The sequence below is a fragment of the Virgibacillus sp. Bac332 genome, assembly GCF_003667785.1.
Lineage (GTDB): Bacteria > Bacillota > Bacilli > Bacillales > Amphibacillaceae > Virgibacillus > Virgibacillus salarius.
Genome location: NZ_CP033046.1, coordinates 1,759,523 through 1,779,554 on the forward strand (window position 1 = coordinate 1,759,523; position 20,032 = coordinate 1,779,554).

The window sequence follows — 20,032 nt, forward strand, 5'->3', positions numbered from 1 at the left end:
TATGTCTTTATTAGAGGTGAATAATTTAAAGGTTAACTTTAAAACTTATGGTGGCACGGTTGATGCCGTAAGGGGAGTCTCCTTTAATGTTAATCACGGAGAAACAGTAGCTATTGTTGGCGAGAGTGGAAGTGGAAAAAGTGTAACTGTACAAGCAATTATGGGGTTAATAGCTCATCCAGCAGGCAATGTACAAGGAGGAAGTATTCGATTTAAAGGAAAAGAATTATTGAAATTAAATAAAAAACAAATGCGGGAAATAAAGGGAAAGCAGATGAGCATGATTTTTCAAGATTCCATGACATCATTAAACCCAACCATGCAGGTTGGCAAGCAAATTTCGGAAGGATTAATCTATCATCAAAATGTTTCCAAGCGAGAAGCAAAGGTAAGAGCGATTGAAATGCTTAAAGAGGTCGGTATTCCAAATGCTGATAAAAGGTATGAACAATATCCGCATGAGTTCAGTGGAGGAATGCGACAACGTGTAATGATTGCAATCGCGCTCGCTTGTAATCCAGATTTGTTAATAGCAGATGAGCCGACGACGGCATTGGATGTAACAATACAGGCACAAGTTCTCGAATTATTACAAGATATTCAAGAAAAAAAAGATACTTCTATTATCTTAATAACACATGATTTAGGGGTAGTGGCCGAGGGTGCGGATAAGGTGATTGTAATGTATGGTGGGATGATGGTAGAGAAATGCAGTGTCCACGAACTATTTTCCAATCCGAATCACCCTTATACATGGGGCTTATTAGAATCGATTCCAAATGTTTATCATGAAAAAAAAGAAAGACTGAAGCCAATTGAGGGATCTCCACCAGATCTATTTTCACCACCGAAAGGGTGCCCTTTTGCTCCTCGTTGTAAATATGCGATGAATATTTGTATGGAAGAAGTTCCTGATCTTTATGACATTGCCGAAGGTCACTCATCAAGATGCTTTTTAAATGATGAATTGGCTCCGAAGATAGCGGAGTTTTCAGATGCGGAGGAGCTTGTATGAATCAAGGAATTATTCAAACAATCGATATTAAAAAACACTTTGCCATAGGCAGGCAGCAGTTAGTCAAATCAGTTGATGGGATTTCCATAGAGATTTATCAAGGAGAAACATTTGGGTTAGTTGGTGAAAGTGGAAGTGGAAAATCTACATTTGGAAAAACAATTGTTGGTCTGACAAACCCTACTGAGGGAGCTGTCTATTATGAGGGTAGTAATGTAAAGGATCTATCAAAGAAGGAACAGCAACGAGTTAATCGGGAAGTTCAGATTATTTTTCAAGACCCCCAAGCCTCTTTAAATCCACGAATGCAGGTAGGGGATATCATAGCTGAAGGAATAGATGCACATGGCTTAGCAAAGGGCAAACAAAGAAAGGAGCGAATCTATGATTTATTGGAAAGAGTAGGGATGAATCCTGATGTTGTAAAGCGCTATCCCCATGAATTTAGTGGAGGACAAAGGCAGCGTATTGGAATTGCTCGAACACTGGCGGTTAAGCCTAAATTTATTGTTGCAGATGAACCAATATCTGCATTAGATGTTTCCATTCAAGCACAGGTTCTAAATTTGCTTAATGATTTAAAAGATTCTGAAGATCTAACCTACTTATTTATTGCCCATGATTTAAGTATGGTTAAGCACATCAGTGACCGAATAGGTGTTATGTATCTAGGGAGTATGATGGAATTAACAAATAGTCAGAAACTATTTAACGAACCCAAGCATCCCTATACTCAGGCACTTTTATCAGCTGTTCCTGTGCCAGACCCAACAATTTCAAGAAGAGATAGGATCGTGTTACAGGGAGATCCACCAAGTCCAGTGAACCCGCCAAATGGATGTAAATTTCGCACAAGATGCCCACATGCAATGGAAATTTGTTCTTTAAAAGCCCCGGAATGGAAGGAAATACAGTCTGACCACTGGACAGCCTGTCATCTATATTCATAGTATATTGAAGGAGAAAGAATATGATCAACTATTGAAAGAGGTACGAGTAGAACAAAATGCAGATAAACGCTTTAAGCTATTACATCAAGCAGAAGCAATATTAATGGAGGATTTACCTTTTATGCCATATTATTTCCTCTCATCAAATTATTTACATCACCAGAAATAGAGGGAATTGTTTACTATAATCATAAATCACCAGTCTTTAAATGGGCTAAAAAAAATTAATAAATGAAAGTGTCGAGGAAGCATATTAAATATGATGGAGGGGGCAGGAAAATGAAAAACAAGTTGATTGTTATTCTATTTATATGCGTAGCTATGATTATGGCAGCTTGCTCAGAAGGAGAGAATAAATCAGGAGCCGAAGGATCAGTAAAGCAAGAGCTTGTATTAAATGCTGGTTCTGAACCAGCTAGTCTTGATCCGGCACTGAATACATCCGTTACTTCTGGATGGATTTTAGATCATATGTATGAAGGTTTATATACGCGCGATCAAGATGGAAATATCACGCTCGGAGTTGCTGAGGATGTAGAGGTGTCAGAAGATGGCACTGTATATACATTTAAGATTAAAGAAGATGCAAAATGGTCCGATGGATCGGATTTAACGGCTGAAGATTTTAAGTATTCTTGGGAAAGGGTATTAAATCCAAATACAGGAGCACGATTTGCGTACTATTTATTTGTCATAAAGAATGCTGAAGCATATAACAAAGGGGAAGTAAGTGTAGATGATGTAGGAATAAAAGTAATTAATGATAAAACGTTGGAGGTAACTCTTGAGTCTCCTACTGCGTTTTTAGATAGTCTGATGACCATTTGGACTTTTTATCCTGTAAAAAAAGATATTGTTGAAGGGAATGAAAATTGGACGTTAGATGCTAAAAATTTCGTAACAAATGGTGCTTTCTATATGACGGAATGGGAGCATGACAACAAAATTATCTTATCTAAAAATGATGACTATTATAGTCAAGATGACATCACTTTAAAACAAATTACATTTGAAATGGTCGACGATGCAACAACCGCGTATCAATTATATCAAACTGGCGATCTAGATTTTATCAGTTCCATACCTACAGATCAATTATCTGCTGTTAAGGATAGTGATGAATATATTGAATTTCCATATTATTCTACAGCGATGTTCATATTTAATGTAAATAAAGAACCATTTATGAATCGAAAGGTAAGACAGGCGTTTGCCATGGCAGTTGATCGAAAGTCTCTAGTTGAAAATGTTGGACAAACTGGAGAAACACCAGCTTTTGCTATGGTTCCACCTGGGGCTGACACACCTGATGGGGATTTTCGTGAGCTTGGTGGAGATTATTTTAAAGAAGATTATGATCAAGCAAAAAGATTAATAGAGGAAGCAATGGAGGAAGAAGGCTGGTCTGAATTTCCTGAGGTGACATTAATGTTTAGTACCTCAGATAATAATAAGAGGTATGCGGAAGCAGTACAGGAAATGCTCAAGCAGAACCTAAATATAGATCTTAAGTTAGCCAATCAAGAATGGAATACGTATTTAGATACGTTAGGGCGTGGCGATTATCAAATGGGGAGAATGTCTTGGACGGGTCTCTATATTGATCCAGCAGTGAATCTAGAATACTATCTAGGTACTAGTACGAATAACCGGACGGGTTGGGTCAATGATCAATATGATCAGTTATTAAAGGATGCTCAAGTAGAACAGGATATTATGAAGCGCTTTGAACTATTGCATGAAGCTGAGGAAACATTAATGACCGATTTACCTTTTATGCCTTTATACTTCCTAACCAAAAACTATTTAACATCAACAAGCGTCAAGAATGTTGCATACTATGAAAATCGGAGCCCTGTATTTAAATGGGCTAAAAAAACGGAATAAAAGATTGATACAATGTGTGGAGCCAATGACATCCAGTTATAAGTTGATTGGCTCCTAAGGTGGTGTAAGCTTGCTGAAGCATGTTTTCTTTATATTAGCGTGGTTTTTCATTATCATCGTATTAAAGGATATTCTATTTATTACGGACATTGCTTTTATAGTCGGTCTTATTTCTTTACTAATAGTTGCTATCATTCATTTAATAAACAGTGAATTGTTTTATTTGTTTTTTAAAGGTTTTCGAATTATCTGGGAATGGGTAACTCCAGAAAATAGAGGGATGAAAAGAACGGAAGAGATGGTTAAACAAGATTATTCGTTGCAACGATTTAAAAAGAGCTTTCACCAAACGGTTCAAAAATTATTAATATGGACAGGTGTCTATTCGATAGCTATTTCTATCCTTCTTTCTATTCTCCAAGCTTATAACTAGTAAGCGGAGAGCCTAAGAAAACAGTATTGTTAACTTCTGTTTTTTGTAGTTGACAATACTGTTTTTATTGCATACAATTTCACTTATATATAAGAAGATTACAATCTAGGCTATTCAATGCAAAGGGCGGGTATTTATGCATCAGCAAAGCAGAAGGCTCCGAATCATTTTAAATTGTGCTATATTTGCTGCGTTAACAGCTATATTGGCTCAAGTGGAAATTCCATTACCACTCATTCCTATTAGTGGTCAAACGTTGGCAGTCGGTATTACAGCTACTATTCTTGGCAGTCGACAAGGTGCACTAGCAATGATTTGCTATGCGTTACTAGGTGCCTGTGGCCTACCGGTATTTGCAGGCTTTACTCAAGGAATACAGGTTTTGGCAGGTCCAACGGGAGGCTATATTTTTGGATTTATTCTCGCTGCCTATATTACAGGGTGGGTATTAGAAAAAACTAAGTTTAATTTAGCTTATGCCGTCCTTGCAAATACAATAGGTATGCTGATCACATTAATCTGTGGTACGATACAAATCAAGTATTTACTAGCTTTTGATTGGACTACTGCGTTTTTAACTGGAGCACTTCCTTTTATTGTAGTAGGCATGATTAAAGCATTATTAGCTAGTTGGATTGGAATTATAGTAAGGAGACGTTTGATACAAGCAAAGCTTATCTTAGCAAATAAGCAAAGTGCCGCATAAGACATAAACTTTTATCCCACATATAACTGGTTAGTGATCGTTATTTGTGTATAGAAAGAGAAAAATAAATGAAGGAAGAGGACACTGATGAAAGAGAATGATGACGCTCTTTACAATATGAGATAAAATGATGAAACAGCGATGTACCAATTCTTGATTGGATTATAGTACAGTTTTATTTGGAATTATTCCATTTCTAATATATTTTTTTAAAAGATACGAATGAACCTATCCTTTAGTGGAACCTTTTATTATAGAGGCTACTACTAAGGGATTTTTTTAGGTATATAGCATTCTATATGCCCGCACATAACTGGCAGTACCCCCCTCACTTCAAGCAATAAAGAGAAACCAATATGGATAAGTGAGGGAACAACTGCCAGTAAATGTCCGATTGGTTCACCTAACCACCCGTGGGATAAAACAACCCCCACGGATGGAAGCTTCACTTTATATAATTTGATGCATTTCCCTTGCACAAAATACATTAGGGGGGTATAGTATATGTGTAAGGTGAATGTGAAACTACATGTAAGGGGATGAAATAGATGGCAAATCAAAAGCATGAGCATCCAGTAACACCTAGAACAAAAGATGAGAAGTCAGCTGTTACCAATAGGCTCAAACGAATCGAGGGTCAAGTAAGAGGGATACAGAAAATGGTTGAGGAGGATCGGTACTGTATTGACATTTTAGTACAAATAAGTGCTATTAATGCAGCACTAAAAAAAGTTGGATTTTCAATTGCTGAACGACATACTAAGCATTGTGTTACCGATGCGGTTAAATCTGGGGAGGGCAATGAAGCAATTGAAGAGCTAATGGAGGTTTTAAAGCAATTCTCGAAGTGATGGAGGCGTATCCAATGCATGAAAAAGATCATATAACCATTGGGGTAACAGGAATGACCTGTGCAGCCTGTTCTTCAAGGATTGAAAAAGTGTTAAATAAAATAGATGGAGTCGAAGCACAGGTTAATTTGACTACAGAAAAAGCAAATGTGGACTTTGACCCAGAGACCGTAAGCATAGAAGATGTTACAGGGAAAATAGAGAAGCTAGGTTATGGTGTTGAGACAGAAAAATCGGAGCTGGATGTTTTAGGAATGACCTGTGCTGCATGCTCAACAAGAATTGAAAAAGCTTTAAGTAAAAAACAGGGAGTTAGGAGTGCATCCGTTAACCTAGCCAATGAGACAGCTACGATTGAATATAACCCGCTAATAGTTGAAGAACAGGATTTTATAGATGCTGTACAAAAACTTGGCTATAAAGCAAATCCTAAAGCTGGAAACGATATACAACAATCAAAAAAAGAAAAACAGCTCATGAAAATGAGATGGAAATTGATGGTTTCAGCTACATTATCCATTCCACTGTTAATTACCATGCTTGATCATTTATTCGGTTTACAGTTGCCAGCTATCTTTATGAATCCGTGGTTTCAATTTGCTTTAGCAACACCTGTTCAGTTTATAATTGGTTGGCAGTTTTATGCTGGAGCATATAAAAATCTTCGTAATAGATCTGCAAATATGGATGTACTTGTCGCTTTAGGCACAAGCGCTGCATATTTTTATAGTCTTTATGAGGTAATGAAAGCAATGGTCGATCAAAATTATATGCCTCATCTTTATTTTGAAACGAGTGCGATCTTAATTACGTTAATCTTGTTTGGGAAATATTTAGAAACAAAGGCCAAAAGTAGAACAACAATGGCAATTTCTAAATTATTAAATCTTCAAGCAAAACAAGCAAGAGTGGTTAGAAATGGCACTGAAATGATGGTACCGATAGAGGAAGTAATTCAAGGGGATCGATTAATCGTTAAACCAGGTGAAAAAATACCCGTAGACGGTGTTATTATGCGTGGAAGAACATCTGTGGATGAATCGATGCTTACCGGAGAATCACTTCCAGTTGAAAAAGATCGTGACTCAACAGTGATTGGTGCAACCATAAATAAAAATGGCACATTTGAAATGAAGGCGACAAATGTAGGGAAAGAGACTGCACTAGCTTCTATTATTAGGGCTGTAGAGGATGCACAAGGGTCTAAAGCACCGATTCAACGATTAGCTGATATCATCTCAGGTTACTTTGTGCCAATTGTTGTTGGAATTGCCTTGCTTACCTTTTTAGCCTGGATCTTGTTTGTTGTACCTGGTGAACTGGAGCCAGCGTTAGTTGCTGCTATTGCAGTACTTGTTATCGCTTGTCCATGTGCACTGGGTTTAGCTACACCTACGTCCATTATGGTAGGCACAGGAAAAGCAGCGGAACATGGGATATTGTTTAAGGGTGGGGAACACCTTGAGCGAACGCATAAGCTAGATACAATTATTTTTGATAAAACCGGAACGATTACTAAAGGGAAACCAGAAGTAACAGATTTTACTAGCGATGAGCGTGTATTACAATTGGTTGCAAGTGCAGAAAAAGGTTCAGAGCATCCCTTGGCAGAAGCTATTGTAGCTTATGCAACGGAAAAAGGATTAGATATGCTGGATGTAGAAAGCTTCAATGCTATACCCGGTCGAGGTATAGCTGCACAGATAGATGGTAATCAGGTACTTGTTGGTACCAGACTATTAATGAAGGAGAATGATATTAACTATTCAACTGATGTCGAAATGCAGCTTCACACATTTGAAGAGCATGGAAAAACAGCAATGTTGATTGCCGTAGATAAGGAGTATCAAGGCATTATCTCCGTTGCCGATACGATAAAGGATACTGCATTACAGGCAATCAAACAGTTAAAAGATCAAGGGTTGGAAGTCGTTATGTTGACAGGAGATAATGAAAGAACGGCTAAGGCAATTGCAGATCAAGCTGGAATTGACCAAGTAATTGCTGAAGTCCTACCTAAAGAAAAAGCAGCTAAGGTGAAGATGATCCAAGAGGATAAAAGAAAAGTTGCAATGGTAGGAGATGGTATTAACGATGCGCCTGCACTTGCTATTGCAGATATAGGAATTGCGATTGGAACAGGCACCGAGGTGGCCATTGAGGCAGCAGATGTAACGATTTTGGGAGGAGAACTGCTTCTCATTCCAAAAGCAATTAAAATTAGCCAAGCGACGATTAAGAATATCAGGCAAAACCTGTTCTGGGCTTTTGCCTATAATAGTGCTGGAATTCCGATAGCAGCAATGGGATTATTAGCACCCTGGATTGCTGGAGCTGCTATGGCATTTAGTTCTGTAAGTGTCGTTTCTAATTCACTTCGTTTAAAACGAGTTAAGTTATAAAGTAAGAATAGTAGGTATCCAAGATAAAGTAATACTTCAATCAGTTGGGGTTTTACTACGGATAAATAATAGTTATCTAAACAATGAAAGGAGATTTATTTATAATGCAAACAACAATCGACGTAAAAGGAATGAGCTGTGGTCATTGCGAGCAGTCTGTAAAAGGTGCACTAGAAAATTTAACGGGTGTTACAACGGTAGAGGTGCATCTAAATACTGGGAAAGTCGATATAACCTATGATGACACAAAGGTTTCTATAGCTGATATGCAAGAGGTAATTGAAGAACAAGGCTACGATGTTATCGTATAGTGCAATTATGTTAGGTGAAATTGACTAGTGACCTGGCTAATTATCATGCTTCTGACACAATTTGGATATGAAATAGCCTAATTGTGAAAAAAATGTTGCAAATATCAAGGTATCCACTTGCATTTTAACTCATAACAAGGTAAAGTTAAAGGTGCAAAAGGAAATTGAAGTTTGAATAATACTTTACGATCTCTTTATCAAAGTAGGTGTAAAAGTATTTATGATTCAATTACTTTGCACGATATTTGTATAAGGAGGTCATTTTAATGACTGGTAAAGTAAAATGGTTCAACGCTGAAAAAGGCTTCGGTTTCATCGAGCGTGAAGATGGCGACGATGTATTCGTTCATTTCTCTGCTATCCAAGCAGAAGGTTTCAAAACACTTGAAGAAGGTCAAGACGTTGAATTTGAAATCGTAGAAGGTAACCGCGGACCACAAGCAGCTAACGTTACTCGTCTATAATAGATGAAATAAAGGGTTTATCTCATTCCGTGAGGTAAACCCTTTTTTATAGGCTAGAAAATTATAAAATTTGACCTGTGGATAAATTTGGGCGTGTTGAGCCGCGTCCAGTTCCAGCGCCCAGAAACGAGGCGACTTCACGAATCGCCCTACGTTTCTAATCGGGCGCTTGCGCTTTTATGCTACAAATATCTATAATTGGATCAAAAGGAGAGAGCGGATGAAACGCTTTGATTGGAGTAAGGAAGCGGCAGTTCTGTGGGATGATCAGGCAGATTTTTGGAATAAGCGTAGCAAGAATATGTGGGAATCAGGCAGTCGTCATCAAATCGTACCTTTTATCAAAAAGCACAGTAAACCAAATTGCCAACAACTATTAGATATTGGTTGCGGTGATGGATATGGGGCATATAAGCTTTACAAAGAAGGGTACCGAGTTACAGGAATGGATTTATCCAAAAAAATGATCGACTATGCTCAATCACAGCTTCCCGATGAAATTACATTCATTCATGGAGACATAAATCAATTGCCATTTGATGATTCCGCTATGGATGGTATTATGGCAATCAATGTATTAGAGTGGACAGAAAATCCAGACAAGGCATTAGACGAATTAAAACGTGTTGTGCGGGAGGATGGATTCCTATGTGTTGGGATTTTAGGACCTACAGCAGGTCCCAGATTAAATAGCTTTCCGCGATTACATAATCAAAAATCCATTTGTAATACGATGATGCCTTGGGAGTTTCAGAAACTTTGTGAAGAGAAAGGCTTGCAATATATGGATGGATATGGTGTCTATAAACAAGGGGTAAACAAAGTCCATTATAATGACTTACCACTTGAGTTAAAACAGGCATTGTCATTTTCCTGGATATTTTTAATGAGAAATGTTGGTGAATAATGGAGCATAGAGATAAAGAAAATAAAGTTGTCAAACGATATCAGCAAGATGAACAGATGATGATACTTATTTATGCACAATGGTGTGTCAATCATAATCTAAGTCCAACCGCATTGTATAGGCAGGCATATCCTGATCAATGGGAGAATGAAGCATTAGCAGATGCTCTTTCATTAACTGTACCGAAAGAAGATGAACAGGAGATCTCCACAGACACAGTACTTCAAGTTCTGCAGTTATTTGGCAATGATGACCTTGGCTTTATCGTTCAACAGGAGGCAAATAAATTAAAAAACGATAGATCATAAAATTATGATTAAAAAGGATAATGAAAATTTTCTGAAAAACATATCTCCTCCATTAAAGTAATTTGCAAGAAGAGGTGGAGGAAAGTGCGTTTTAATCCAAGTAGAAAATCGAACAAGAAATGATGGTTCATGTAACGGAGTGCTAAGGAAATTTATGCTGCTTTCTTTAGGAGGCTGGTAAGCCTCCTAAAGTTGACCGTACTCTGAGACTTCATCGAAGCTTTCCCTCCCTTAGAAGAAGGAAGGCTTCGCCAGCAATACAGCGCACGCAGAAAAGCGCTCATCTTTTTCAAAGAGTCTACGGATATTTCAGTATCCTATCCTTACTATTCGGTTGGTTATTCAAATAGTTTAATTAGTGCCTGTGTTCCACTATCGGCTTCACCTTTTTCCTCTAGCTCCTCGTATAGTTGGAGTGATAGCTTCAACCCATGCGTTTTAAGTCCAATTTCTTCTGCGGTTTCTAAGGCAATCTTCATGTCTTTAATAAAATGTTTTACAAAGAATCCAGGAGAATAATCCTCTTTTATCATACGTGGTGCTAGGTTAGACAAAGACCAACTACCGGCTGCACCAGTAGTTATACTAGTAAGAACCCTCATTGGATCAAGACCAGCTTTTTTTGTGTATGCGACTGCTTCACATACGCCAATCATATTTGAAGCTATTGTGATTTGATTGGCAAGCTTGGTATGTTGTCCAGCGCCAGCTTTTCCTTGGAGAACTATATTTTCTCCCATAACTTGGAAAAGTTCAAATACTTTATCAAATGCCTCTGTTTCACCGCCAATCATAATAGCAAGCTTCCCATTTTTTGCTCCAATATCACCGCCTGAAACAGGAGCATCTAATGCATGGCAGTCTTTTTCCCTAGCTTCTTCGGCTATTTTTACTGCTAAAGAAGGCTTTGAAGTTGTCATGTCAATCAAGTATGTGCCTTTTGATATATAATTTAAAATGCCTTCTTTTCCAAAGTAAATAGCCTCAACATCTTTAGGATACCCTACCATCGTAATAATGATGTCGGATGATTGAGCTAGTAATGCGGGTGAATCTTGCCAAGTTGCACCAGCCTTTAGTAATTGCTCAGCCTTCGATTTGGTTCTGGTATAGATGGAAAGATTATATCCCGCTTGAATTAGATTAAGCGCCATGCTTTTTCCCATTACACCAATACCAATAAATCCAATATTCATATCTTTTGTATTCAAATTGACTTCTCCCTTCATCTTTTTCTTTATTCATCTCATTCGACAGCAACCATTCAATATCCTCTTTTAAAATACCCCATATAAAATGGAATTACGAAGTGATTTTCTAACTGACTAAAACTGTAAAAACACATTTCTGCATGAAGTATCACTCTATTTTGTGTAAAATAATATCAACCAAATGTCTGCATGATGAGGAGGAACTAGTATGCATTGGCTAAAGCGTACGTTCCATGAACTAACTAACGACGAGCTTTATCAAATCTTGAAAGCGAGAACGGATATATTTGTTGTAGAGCAAGCTTGTGCTTATCCAGAGTTGGATAATTATGATCAACACTGCGTTCATTATTGCTTAAAAACAGACGAAGGAAAGGTTATTGCTTATGCTCGGGTTTTGCCAGCGGGAAGTAAATATGCTGAGACATCCATTGGGCGGGTTCTGGTCGTTGAAGCATATCGTGGAAAAGGATATGGTAATGAGCTAATGGAGTATATAATTGGAGCTTTAGAAGAAGAAAAAACGAAAATAATTAAAATTCAAGCTCAGCTTTATTTAAAAGCATTTTATGAATCATTTAAGTTTAAACAAATATCGTCGCCATATCTTGAGGATGGAATTTGGCATATTGATATGATATGGTCAAACGATTACTAAGATCGTTGATACATAAGCTTTTTAAAGTTCCAGAAAATAGATTTTAGTTAAAAATGTCACATAAAAGTCACGAAATTTTTAAAAAAGCTATTTTTTAGAGCAAATCATCAAATTTTCCTTTGATTTTGTCAGAGGAATTTTCTTTCATCTTTTTAGTAACATGTGTATTCTTTTTTCACCAAATGAGTAATCTGATAAATAATGCAAAAGCGAATGTAAAACCCATGAACATGGGAAGTTGGCCATTTTCATCCCTTTTTCTCGATATAAAGACAGATCCTATAATTGGATGAATTTCAGATAATAGAAATTCCAAGGTTTAAGTAGAGGCTGGGGCAAAAACACAACTTCTTTACTTAAAATACGAATAATTATATTATCAATAGGAGTATCATCGCCGTACCGTGAAAATATACGCGCTTTCCACGGGAACGGCTTCAGCTAACGTGGTAAAGAAAAACACGTTACCACGTGGATCTTCGGTTTCGTGCTGTTCCCGCCGGAGTCTCGCTTATTTTAGGTGCTAAATGAATGATTCTGATCAAAAAACGAACGATAATTAGTTTAAACTAATCATCGTTCGTTTTTGATGTTTCTTCATTCGTTTGTCTCTGCCTCTAAAAGACAGTTATTTGCTTAATTTTTCAGCTGGTATTTTCCAAATTGCTTTACCAGATTTAAAAGGATCAGAAAAATGTAATTCATAACTATCTGATTCAGGAACATCAAAAGGAATTTCACCTCTTAGTGTTCCGCCCGGTTCTATAGTTCCATCAAATTGCGCTTTAACGCCTTCTGTTAATATCGTTGTTGTATATGAATAACCATCCACGTCTTTTAGTTCAACGTTCATCATAGAGGACATGGTTTGTTCTTCGTCAGTATTATTTTCAGCTGTTAGATTAACTACTACAAATTGGTCATTTTCTGGTTCGTCAAAATCTCCACCTGGTTCAATTCTTGCCTCGTTCAGAGTTATTTTCATGCCATCAAATTCAACGGCATCGCCAATTGCTAGTTCTTGTGTCTTTGGTTTTTCTTTTTTGTCTGCGGAATCATCACTAGTTTTTTCTCCGTCATCTGCGCCAGCTTCTTTGATTTCTGCCTCACCACAAGCTACTAACATAAAAATTAATACTAATGGAAACGATAACAATAAAATCTTTTTCAATATAATTGCCCCCTTTTGTTTGCTTATGCAGCCATTTTATTTTCTTTGTCTTTTTTAAATACTCCCATTAATCCGGCGATACCTATCATTATTGCTGAAACTAAATAGAACATAGAGATACTTATCAAACCGCCTATAGCGGAAATCAATAACAATATGCCCCCAACTTTAGCCTTCGATCTAACCACAACTGAACCAACAATAGCTAGTGCAGAAAATAGAAATCCTGCCCAACCTAGACCAATGACTTCGCTTGTACCAGATTCACTAAATGCGGCATCAACTCCACCGATGAATAAAGCCATAATAGATGCAATAAATCCAAAAATACCTCCAATTAGTCCTAGTACAAATTCAGTAGTACGCATGCATACTCCCCCCTTTGAGAATTTAGTTTTATATGTAATCCATACAAATGTATGCTAAATTATATACATTTGCATAGTGATTACCCTATTCATCAAACTCCTTGAATGTTTCCCATATTTTTTTTAATCGTCTTAAATCTTCTTCTTTATTTTTTGGAAGCTGTCTGTACCATCTTTCTAATGATGGGTTGTTACGGAAAGCTTTGAATGATTATCTCTTATCTAATATAACATTATTGCAGAAATAGGAAAATAAATTGCCAAATATGCATAATGTTTATCGGTATTGCGATTAATGCAATGTATATTTTAGTGAATAACTTACGAAAAAAGCAATATAAGAAGGTGTCAAAATAAAAAAATAAACCTTGAGAAAATCAAACTACTTTGTAAAGAAAACAAATTGCCTCAACGTGATATGGCAGAGTTAATCGGATTGAAAACACTATATCTTTACCGATAAGAATCAGGTCATCAATCATTTTTAGAAGAAATACACACCATTACAGAATTTTTCAATTTACCTGTTGGATATTTTTTAGTAATGACATTGCTAAACATGCAATAAAAAATTAATTAGGAGAGAATCAAATGAATTCGTCCATGTTTCTTAATTACTAAAAAAGGTTGTGACATGGTAGTCAACAGTTCTATCAGATAAAGAGCAACTCAAGGCTTTTATCAAACTATCTATTGAACACAATGAAAAGATCGAACAGCCTTATGAGCGCATTACAAACCTTGAAGAAACTATGCGTGCAGACGGAGCGCAAGAACTCACTCTTAACAAAGAAGGCAAACGAGTTGTTATAGAAGCGCTAGGTGGTAAATCATCACCTCCATATAAAAATATGGCTTTCAAAGTATTTTCAGCTAATTTCTCCCTTTTTGGCTAGTATTTACGTTTTTTTAGAAAAGTTTTTGCTTATTCCTAATATTTCAGCTTTCAGCCGTTTCAACAGTAGAAAGTAAATTCCCCAAATAGTTAGAAAGTATTCTTCATCTAGAGTGATATGGAAAAGGTTGAATGCTTAATTAATAATGCTCTATTATATCGATAACCTATGAAAGAAATCATTAGTTATTATTTAAATATTTGATAATTTAAATAATATTTAAATTTCATGGAATTTAATGTATATTTCGTAATTAATGTAATAAATTTCTAAATGAGGGTTAATAAGGTAATTTATTCGAAATAATAAATAGGAGGTAGTAGTATTATGAATAAAAAAACTTTAGAAGGCGTGGATGTAACTTCAGGATTATCAGAAAAAGCATTTGCTGAAAATGCTAATAATGCGAGACAAGGAATCATAGTTGTAGATTTAAATAAAAAATTAGATGACATAGGTTATATTTACTATGATGAACGTTTGGCAGGTACTATTCGTGATAGTATGTATACTCTTTATGACAAACCAACCAGCGTCACTACAAATTTCAATCTTGAAGTTGATCCTAACAGCGTAAGAAGCGACTTCAAATTTGAAGATGTCACCCCGTTGTATTTAGGACATAATGAATTCAACAATACAACAGACACAGAGCAATCGTTTAATACAGCCACCTATACTAAAACAGTAACAGAAACTACTAGTACTTCGATGACAAGAGGATTTTCTATCAATGGAAAAGGAAAAATTTTTAAGTTGCCATTGATTTTAAAAGAAGGTACGGAAGTAACAGGTGTGTTTAACTCTTCTGATACAAAAACTACTACAAATACAGAAACCATAACGTTGACTGCACCAGCACAAAATGTAAAGGTACCAGCTCATAAAAAGTATAAAGCAACTACTTATCTTGAACAACAGAGTTACAAAGGTCCTGTTTACTATAAAGCAGTGGGTAGTAACCTTCGAACAAATATTCACACTAAGGGTATGTGGATAGATTATAAAGGAACACCACATACGAAAAAATATCAGTTTAATGAAGATACGGGATACTGCTGGAATAGCTTATCTGATTCTGGAAAAAGTAAAGTCCAAGACATTACGATTAATGCACAGTCTAATCAGATGCATTTTGAAGGGGTATCTCAAGCAAATGGTGTTTTCGGTAGCAAATTAGTAGTAAATATTTATGATATAACAGATGGAAATAAACTCGTAGAAACCAGAAAAGTAGCATTTTGAGAACATTTAGTTAGATAATATCTTTTTCGCTGAACCAGTACGGAAGAGCTATGTAAAAAATAAACCCTCGCATTTTAGCGAGGGTTTTCCTTCTCTAATCTTCTCAATTGATCCACAAATCCATCTTTCAATTTAAACTTTGTACCGTACATATACTTTTCCATGATGTCCCTTGTCATTTCCCTTAGTTCCTGCGGCGTGAATTCAATTAATCCAGATTCGCCACGGCTTAGCCACTTATAACTTGTATTACCAACTCTTTTCACATCGACATGATACTTCGTATAAAGTTTTTTCTTTGTTTCAATTTGCACTTGTCTTAATCGATCTATCACTGCATCAATCATACTAATGTACAAATTAGCCATAGTAAAATCAGCAGCAATAAGCTTTTTATCTTGTTCATAAACTTTTATAGCCATTGGTATTACAATAAAATCCTGTATTAGCTGTTTTAATTCAGTATTCATTTAATCACCCTTAAGAACATTTGTTCTTATTTTAGCATATGATGTGACACTTTATAATATGTAACGATAATAAATAAAAAACGTAAATAAGCAAAATATATTATTACACTATGTCCGATAAAGTGTTATATATACCCAAAAAATATTGTGAAGAAAGTGAAAAACACCTATTTACTTATTGACATGATTTGGGAGCAAAAATAAAGAATGTCGTTGTCCAATCTTGTGCATAGTATAATTACATATTTATAAAAATGGAGGACGATCTTCATGATTTCGAACCAAGAATTAGCGGCATGCAAGTCGGCCTTATTAAATAGACAAACAGAACTAATTAATCATGTACAAGACCATCTCGGGATGACGTTAGAGACAGCCCAGGAATCAGTTGGGGAGCTGTCTAATTATGATAATCATCCAGGTGATACGGCATCAGAGTTATTCGAAAGATCAAAGGATCTAGCTTTAAATGAACATGCAGAGCGAGAATTAGAAGAAATAAATGCAGCCTTACATGCGATTGAAGAGGGAACATATGGAATTTGTAGCGAATGTGGGGCAGATATACCTTACGAGCGATTGGCTGCTATCCCAACTGCAGATCGTTGTATAGAGCACGCCAATAATAATGTGTTTAAACAGCATCGTACAATAGAAGAAGAGGTGTATAGTCCCAATATTAATCCCGATGATACGTCTGAGGAATTACAGGTTGAATATGACGCAGAAGATGCTTGGCAGGAGGTAAGTGTATACGGTACATCTGAAACGCCTTCTGACTTATATGGAGATAGAGAAAACTATGATGAAATGTATCCGAATAGTGATGGAGCGCCAGGTGCTGTAGAAAGTGTAGAAGAATTTCTAGCAGCTGATATTCATGGTAAGTATACACATCCAGCAGCAAATCATAATAAGTACGAAGAAGATTTGGATTAGGTATATTTGGCATACATGAAGATGTGAAACCTTTTGCTCCTCATTTCGTATTACGATATAAGGAGTGATCGAAATTGAATGAAAATAATGGATGTATTAAATGTGGAAGTACGGATGCGGATCAAAAGGAAGTTGCAATGACTGGAACGGGCTTATCAAAGATGTTTGATATGCAGCATAATCAGTTTATAGTCGTCTATTGCAAGAACTGTGGGTATTCTGAATTCTATAATAAGAAGAGCTCTACCGGTAGTAACATCTTTGATCTCTTCTTCGGATAAGTAAAAACACCCCTATTTCATATGACTTGAAAAAAGGGGTGTTATTTTTATAATTAGAAACCACTAAATATGCTATCCATGAAACCGCCAAAAAATGTTCCGACTACGTTTTGTAGTAAAAGACCGGATAGGATAAACGAAACTAAATATAATCCGATTAACACATATATTCTGTCATAGCCTTTTGCAGGTTTTTCTAACAGGATTAGTGTAGGGATAAATAAAATGGGTCCAAGTAAACTAACGAAAAAGAACGTACCTGCAAATGGTAAATTAATTAAGCTAAGTAATATACCAAGAACATAAATAAACATATATGGAACAGTATATGCACCTGTTTTGGCTAATACATCATAGATGGTTAATGATTGCGCTGTTAGCTTCGAAGCCGCAAATGTTAATCCGGAAACAATCACAAATAAAACAAGAAATTGTAAGAGTGGAAGAATAAATCCATCTAAAAAATTAACGGTCATAAACATACTACCAATTTGCATCATCACCAAATAGGTACCTAAAGCAATCAAGACGGAAAATAAAACCATTGTAATAACACCAGGCACTAATTCATGACCCGTTATGTTTTTGGCTTTGCTAGGAGCCTTTATTAATCGGATAAAAAAGGCTCCAAAATTTGCCGATTCTTTTTTTACAGTGGCTGTGAAATCATTTTCCTTCTTTTGTGATGCACCTGAATGAGCCTGCTCATGATGGATTTCCTGTTCTTTATTTTCCTCTGGCTCCGCAGATGCTGCTGGCTCATCTGCTAAGAGAGCACCACAGTTGGTACAAAACTTTCCTTTCTCTGTTTCTTGTCCACAACTTGGACATAGCATAATTAATCACTCCTTTATATGTATTTGTATGTAGTATAACTCTTCCAGAACTAACTTCGACATAATTAGTAATATTCCTTGTTTTTTCATTACTATTTTTTCATTATAAGTGAAATTAACTTCTTGCTTCAATGGATAATATCGTTTTTTCTCTGTATGCTCGGGTGAAGCATAGCGATATAAACAGTATAGCGCCCTTAATGTGAACGATGGGCTAAGCGTAATCTTTCTTTCCCATAATAAAAAACTGCCGAGAAGAGCATTTCTCGACAGTCTAGGTATGTTCATCAAGCGTTTGTTTGAATACTTATTGGTTTGTTGCGTTTTCTGTATTATTTTCTTGCGCTTGTAAGGTTAATTCTACGGTTTGTTTTTTTCCGCCGCGATAATACTCTATTTCAACTTTTTCTCCAACTGTTGCATCTGAATACAAAAATTGACGTAACTCTAGTATCGAAGTAATTTCGTTTCCATTAATTTTTGTAATGACGTCAAATTGTTGTAGCCCAGCTTTGTCTGCTGCGGAGCCATTTTGCACATCTGCTACTACCATTCCACCTTTTACATCCTCAGGTAATGCAATTTCACTGCGATATTGCGGTGGTACCTGACTAAGAGCAGCTGTACTTATTCCTATTAAAGGTCGTTTAATTTCGCCATCTTTCTCTAATTGCTCCAAAATTGGTAGTGCTGTATCTACTGGAATCGCAAAACCGATACCTTCCACTTCTTGACGGGCAATTTTCATGGAATTTATTCCGATGACCGCACCATTTTCATTTACTAATGCTCCGCCACTATTTCCTGGATTAATTGCCGCGTCTGTTTGAATAACCTCGGTTACCCAATCTGGTTGTCGATCACCATTAGTGTCAATATCGATCGAACGATTTAATCCACTTACGACACCTTTTGTAACTGTATTGGCAAACTCCATACCAAGAGGGTTACCAATAGCCATTACAGTTTCTCCAACCTTTAAATCTTTTGATGATCCCATATTTGCAACAGTCGTAATTTTATCTCCATCTACCTCCAGGACAGCTAAATCAGTTAGTTCATCCGTACCTAATACGGTAGCATTAAGGCGTTCTTCTTCATAATTAAGTGCTATCTCTACTTCCTTAGCTCCTGCAACCACATGTTGATTAGTGATAATATATGCCTTGCCGTTTTCCTTTTTATAAATAATTCCTGATCCAGTTCCGGCTTCTTGGCTTTCTGTCCAAACGCTTTGCTGTTGCATATTGATTACTCCTACCACAGCTTGTGATGTCTCTTCAATATTAGTAGCAACATTTGCATCATCGGAGGCAAGTGTTTTTATAACGTCAGCTGTTTTGTTCCCATTATCGGAAGCAGTGTTGCCATTATTACCTTGTTGATTTAATGGGATTACATTGGTTAATACTAATGCTACTATGAGCACTACAGATACGATACCACCTGACAGTCCTCCAAGGATAAAGTGTAGCGCAGATTTATTTTTAGGAGGTTTATTGCGTTCCTTGGAGGCTATATATGTTTCGGTAGTACCGGTATCTGCATTATTTTGGGATTCATCCCGTATATGTTGATTATCTGATAATGGCTGTTCGTCAATAGATTCCTGCTCATTAGAGTAACCACTAAAATCTTTGTTCTGATTTTCGTCTTTATAATCCATTTTAGCTCACCCTTTATGACAAATTTTAAACACAGGCTATCGAGACAAGCATCTACA

23 protein-coding genes are annotated in these 20,032 nt (G+C 36.4%); 17 read left to right on the forward strand and 6 right to left on the reverse strand.

Annotation, left to right across the window (positions count from 1 at the left end; all coding sequences use genetic code 11):
• The first annotated feature begins 1 nt into the window (after position 1).
• The 12 genes from D9782_RS08400 to D9782_RS08450 all read left to right on the forward strand — a co-directional run bounded on the left by D9782_RS08400 (position 2) and on the right by D9782_RS08450 (position 10,234).
• Positions 2-1,015, forward strand: coding sequence for an ABC transporter ATP-binding protein (locus tag D9782_RS08400; RefSeq protein ID WP_026682723.1), 1,014 nt, complete (start codon positions 2-4; stop codon positions 1,013-1,015).
• Positions 1,012-1,965 (forward strand): ABC transporter ATP-binding protein, encoded by a 954-nt coding sequence (locus tag D9782_RS08405; RefSeq protein WP_026682722.1) that lies wholly within the window; start codon positions 1,012-1,014, stop codon positions 1,963-1,965. Before D9782_RS08400 ends, D9782_RS08405 begins: the two co-directional genes overlap by 4 nt.
• A gap of 4 nt (positions 1,966-1,969) precedes the next feature.
• Positions 1,970-2,134, forward strand: a complete 165-nt coding sequence (locus D9782_RS22830; protein WP_162986356.1) for a hypothetical protein — start codon at positions 1,970-1,972, stop codon at positions 2,132-2,134.
• A 110-nt stretch (positions 2,135-2,244) separates the two neighbouring features.
• Positions 2,245-3,852, forward strand: coding sequence for a peptide ABC transporter substrate-binding protein (locus tag D9782_RS08410; RefSeq protein ID WP_121604513.1), 1,608 nt, complete (start codon positions 2,245-2,247; stop codon positions 3,850-3,852).
• Positions 3,853-3,922: 70 nt separating this feature from the next.
• On the forward strand, positions 3,923-4,285 hold the full coding sequence (locus D9782_RS08415) for a DUF3899 domain-containing protein (protein WP_121604514.1): 363 nt from the start codon (positions 3,923-3,925) through the stop codon (positions 4,283-4,285).
• Between the two features lie 136 nt (positions 4,286-4,421).
• Complete coding sequence (locus D9782_RS08420; protein ID WP_026682719.1) at positions 4,422-4,991, forward strand: biotin transporter BioY; 570 nt, start codon at positions 4,422-4,424, stop codon at positions 4,989-4,991.
• A gap of 548 nt (positions 4,992-5,539) precedes the next feature.
• The gene (locus D9782_RS08425) at positions 5,540-5,842 is read left to right on the forward strand and encodes a metal-sensing transcriptional repressor (RefSeq protein WP_026682718.1); all 303 of its coding nucleotides are present in this window, start codon (positions 5,540-5,542) and stop codon (positions 5,840-5,842) included.
• 14 nt (positions 5,843-5,856) lie between these two features.
• Positions 5,857-8,244 carry a heavy metal translocating P-type ATPase gene (locus tag D9782_RS08430; RefSeq protein WP_026682717.1) on the forward strand — a complete coding sequence of 796 codons (2,388 nt, stop codon included), beginning with the start codon at positions 5,857-5,859 and terminating at the stop codon, positions 8,242-8,244.
• Between the two features lie 104 nt (positions 8,245-8,348).
• Positions 8,349-8,555 carry a copper chaperone CopZ gene (gene copZ / locus D9782_RS08435; protein ID WP_026682716.1) on the forward strand — a complete coding sequence of 69 codons (207 nt, stop codon included), beginning with the start codon at positions 8,349-8,351 and terminating at the stop codon, positions 8,553-8,555.
• A 266-nt stretch (positions 8,556-8,821) separates the two neighbouring features.
• A complete protein-coding gene (locus tag D9782_RS08440; protein ID WP_021288643.1) occupies positions 8,822-9,019 on the forward strand; it encodes a cold shock domain-containing protein in 198 nt (65 codons plus the stop codon).
• A 220-nt stretch (positions 9,020-9,239) separates the two neighbouring features.
• Entirely contained in the window at positions 9,240-9,926 is a 687-nt protein-coding gene (locus D9782_RS08445) for a class I SAM-dependent methyltransferase (RefSeq protein WP_121604515.1), read from the forward strand.
• A complete protein-coding gene (locus tag D9782_RS08450; protein ID WP_121604516.1) occupies positions 9,926-10,234 on the forward strand; it encodes a hypothetical protein in 309 nt (102 codons plus the stop codon). The genes D9782_RS08445 and D9782_RS08450 overlap by 1 nt, the downstream gene beginning before the upstream one ends.
• 338 nt (positions 10,235-10,572) lie before the next feature.
• Here D9782_RS08450 and D9782_RS08455 read toward each other — a convergent pair whose 3' ends face one another.
• Positions 10,573-11,463, reverse strand: coding sequence for an NAD(P)-dependent oxidoreductase (locus tag D9782_RS08455; protein ID WP_121604517.1), 891 nt, complete (start codon positions 11,461-11,463; stop codon positions 10,573-10,575).
• A gap of 190 nt (positions 11,464-11,653) precedes the next feature.
• Between D9782_RS08455 and D9782_RS08460 the strand changes: the two genes are divergently transcribed.
• The gene (locus D9782_RS08460) at positions 11,654-12,103 is read left to right on the forward strand and encodes a GNAT family N-acetyltransferase (protein ID WP_121604518.1); all 450 of its coding nucleotides are present in this window, start codon (positions 11,654-11,656) and stop codon (positions 12,101-12,103) included.
• Between the two features lie 628 nt (positions 12,104-12,731).
• Here the strand turns inward: D9782_RS08460 and D9782_RS08465 are convergent.
• A complete protein-coding gene (locus D9782_RS08465) occupies positions 12,732-13,274 on the reverse strand; it encodes a DUF4352 domain-containing protein (protein WP_026682711.1) in 543 nt (180 codons plus the stop codon).
• A gap of 23 nt (positions 13,275-13,297) precedes the next feature.
• Positions 13,298-13,642 (reverse strand): DUF4064 domain-containing protein, encoded by a 345-nt coding sequence (locus D9782_RS08470; RefSeq protein ID WP_026682710.1) that lies wholly within the window; start codon positions 13,640-13,642, stop codon positions 13,298-13,300.
• Between the two features lie 710 nt (positions 13,643-14,352).
• Here D9782_RS08470 and D9782_RS23945 point away from each other — a divergent pair.
• Together D9782_RS23945 and D9782_RS08480 are read left to right on the forward strand one after the other, a co-directional pair.
• Positions 14,353-14,538 carry an ORF6C domain-containing protein gene (locus tag D9782_RS23945; RefSeq protein WP_371414011.1) on the forward strand — a complete coding sequence of 62 codons (186 nt, stop codon included), beginning with the start codon at positions 14,353-14,355 and terminating at the stop codon, positions 14,536-14,538.
• A gap of 327 nt (positions 14,539-14,865) precedes the next feature.
• Positions 14,866-15,783 carry an ETX/MTX2 family pore-forming toxin gene (locus tag D9782_RS08480; protein ID WP_051388441.1) on the forward strand — a complete coding sequence of 306 codons (918 nt, stop codon included), beginning with the start codon at positions 14,866-14,868 and terminating at the stop codon, positions 15,781-15,783.
• Between the two features lie 74 nt (positions 15,784-15,857).
• Here D9782_RS08480 and D9782_RS08485 read toward each other — a convergent pair whose 3' ends face one another.
• Positions 15,858-16,253, reverse strand: a complete 396-nt coding sequence (locus D9782_RS08485; RefSeq protein ID WP_026682709.1) for a YhjD family protein — start codon at positions 16,251-16,253, stop codon at positions 15,858-15,860.
• A gap of 270 nt (positions 16,254-16,523) precedes the next feature.
• Between D9782_RS08485 and D9782_RS08490 the strand changes: the two genes are divergently transcribed.
• Together D9782_RS08490 and D9782_RS08495 are read left to right on the forward strand one after the other, a co-directional pair.
• Positions 16,524-17,192, forward strand: a complete 669-nt coding sequence (locus D9782_RS08490; protein ID WP_026682708.1) for a TraR/DksA C4-type zinc finger protein — start codon at positions 16,524-16,526, stop codon at positions 17,190-17,192.
• Positions 17,193-17,329: 137 nt separating this feature from the next.
• Positions 17,330-17,473 (forward strand): zinc ribbon domain-containing protein, encoded by a 144-nt coding sequence (locus tag D9782_RS08495; RefSeq protein ID WP_240455849.1) that lies wholly within the window; start codon positions 17,330-17,332, stop codon positions 17,471-17,473.
• A gap of 53 nt (positions 17,474-17,526) precedes the next feature.
• Here the strand turns inward: D9782_RS08495 and D9782_RS08500 are convergent, their stop codons facing one another.
• Both D9782_RS08500 and D9782_RS08505 read right to left on the reverse strand, forming a co-directional pair.
• Positions 17,527-18,309 carry a hypothetical protein gene (locus D9782_RS08500; protein ID WP_121604520.1) on the reverse strand — a complete coding sequence of 261 codons (783 nt, stop codon included), beginning with the start codon at positions 18,307-18,309 and terminating at the stop codon, positions 17,527-17,529.
• A gap of 307 nt (positions 18,310-18,616) precedes the next feature.
• Complete coding sequence (locus D9782_RS08505; protein ID WP_026682705.1) at positions 18,617-19,975, reverse strand: S1C family serine protease; 1,359 nt, start codon at positions 19,973-19,975, stop codon at positions 18,617-18,619.
• Positions 19,976-20,032: the final 57 nt, after the last annotated feature.

Coding starts and splice junctions, on each gene's coding strand:
- D9782_RS08495 (WP_240455849.1), top strand. CDS start 17,330: ATGACTGGAACGGGCTTATCAAAGATGTTTGATATGCAGCATAATCAG.
- D9782_RS08420 (WP_026682719.1), top strand. CDS start 4,422: ATGCATCAGCAAAGCAGAAGGCTCCGAATCATTTTAAATTGTGCTATA.
- D9782_RS08405 (WP_026682722.1), top strand. CDS start 1,012: ATGAATCAAGGAATTATTCAAACAATCGATATTAAAAAACACTTTGCC.
- D9782_RS08425 (WP_026682718.1), top strand. CDS start 5,540: ATGGCAAATCAAAAGCATGAGCATCCAGTAACACCTAGAACAAAAGAT.
- D9782_RS08445 (WP_121604515.1), top strand. CDS start 9,240: ATGAAACGCTTTGATTGGAGTAAGGAAGCGGCAGTTCTGTGGGATGAT.
- copZ (WP_026682716.1), top strand. CDS start 8,349: ATGCAAACAACAATCGACGTAAAAGGAATGAGCTGTGGTCATTGCGAG.
- D9782_RS08460 (WP_121604518.1), top strand. CDS start 11,654: ATGCATTGGCTAAAGCGTACGTTCCATGAACTAACTAACGACGAGCTT.
- D9782_RS08480 (WP_051388441.1), top strand. CDS start 14,866: ATGAATAAAAAAACTTTAGAAGGCGTGGATGTAACTTCAGGATTATCA.
- D9782_RS08470 (WP_026682710.1), bottom strand. CDS start 13,642: ATGCGTACTACTGAATTTGTACTAGGACTAATTGGAGGTATTTTTGGA.
- D9782_RS08450 (WP_121604516.1), top strand. CDS start 9,926: ATGGAGCATAGAGATAAAGAAAATAAAGTTGTCAAACGATATCAGCAA.
- D9782_RS08430 (WP_026682717.1), top strand. CDS start 5,857: ATGCATGAAAAAGATCATATAACCATTGGGGTAACAGGAATGACCTGT.
- D9782_RS08500 (WP_121604520.1), bottom strand. CDS start 18,309: ATGCTATGTCCAAGTTGTGGACAAGAAACAGAGAAAGGAAAGTTTTGT.
- D9782_RS08440 (WP_021288643.1), top strand. CDS start 8,822: ATGACTGGTAAAGTAAAATGGTTCAACGCTGAAAAAGGCTTCGGTTTC.
- D9782_RS08490 (WP_026682708.1), top strand. CDS start 16,524: ATGATTTCGAACCAAGAATTAGCGGCATGCAAGTCGGCCTTATTAAAT.
- D9782_RS08400 (WP_026682723.1), top strand. CDS start 2: ATGTCTTTATTAGAGGTGAATAATTTAAAGGTTAACTTTAAAACTTAT.
- D9782_RS08410 (WP_121604513.1), top strand. CDS start 2,245: ATGAAAAACAAGTTGATTGTTATTCTATTTATATGCGTAGCTATGATT.
- D9782_RS08505 (WP_026682705.1), bottom strand. CDS start 19,975: ATGGATTATAAAGACGAAAATCAGAACAAAGATTTTAGTGGTTACTCT.
- D9782_RS08485 (WP_026682709.1), bottom strand. CDS start 16,253: ATGAATACTGAATTAAAACAGCTAATACAGGATTTTATTGTAATACCA.
- D9782_RS08455 (WP_121604517.1), bottom strand. CDS start 11,463: ATGAAGGGAGAAGTCAATTTGAATACAAAAGATATGAATATTGGATTT.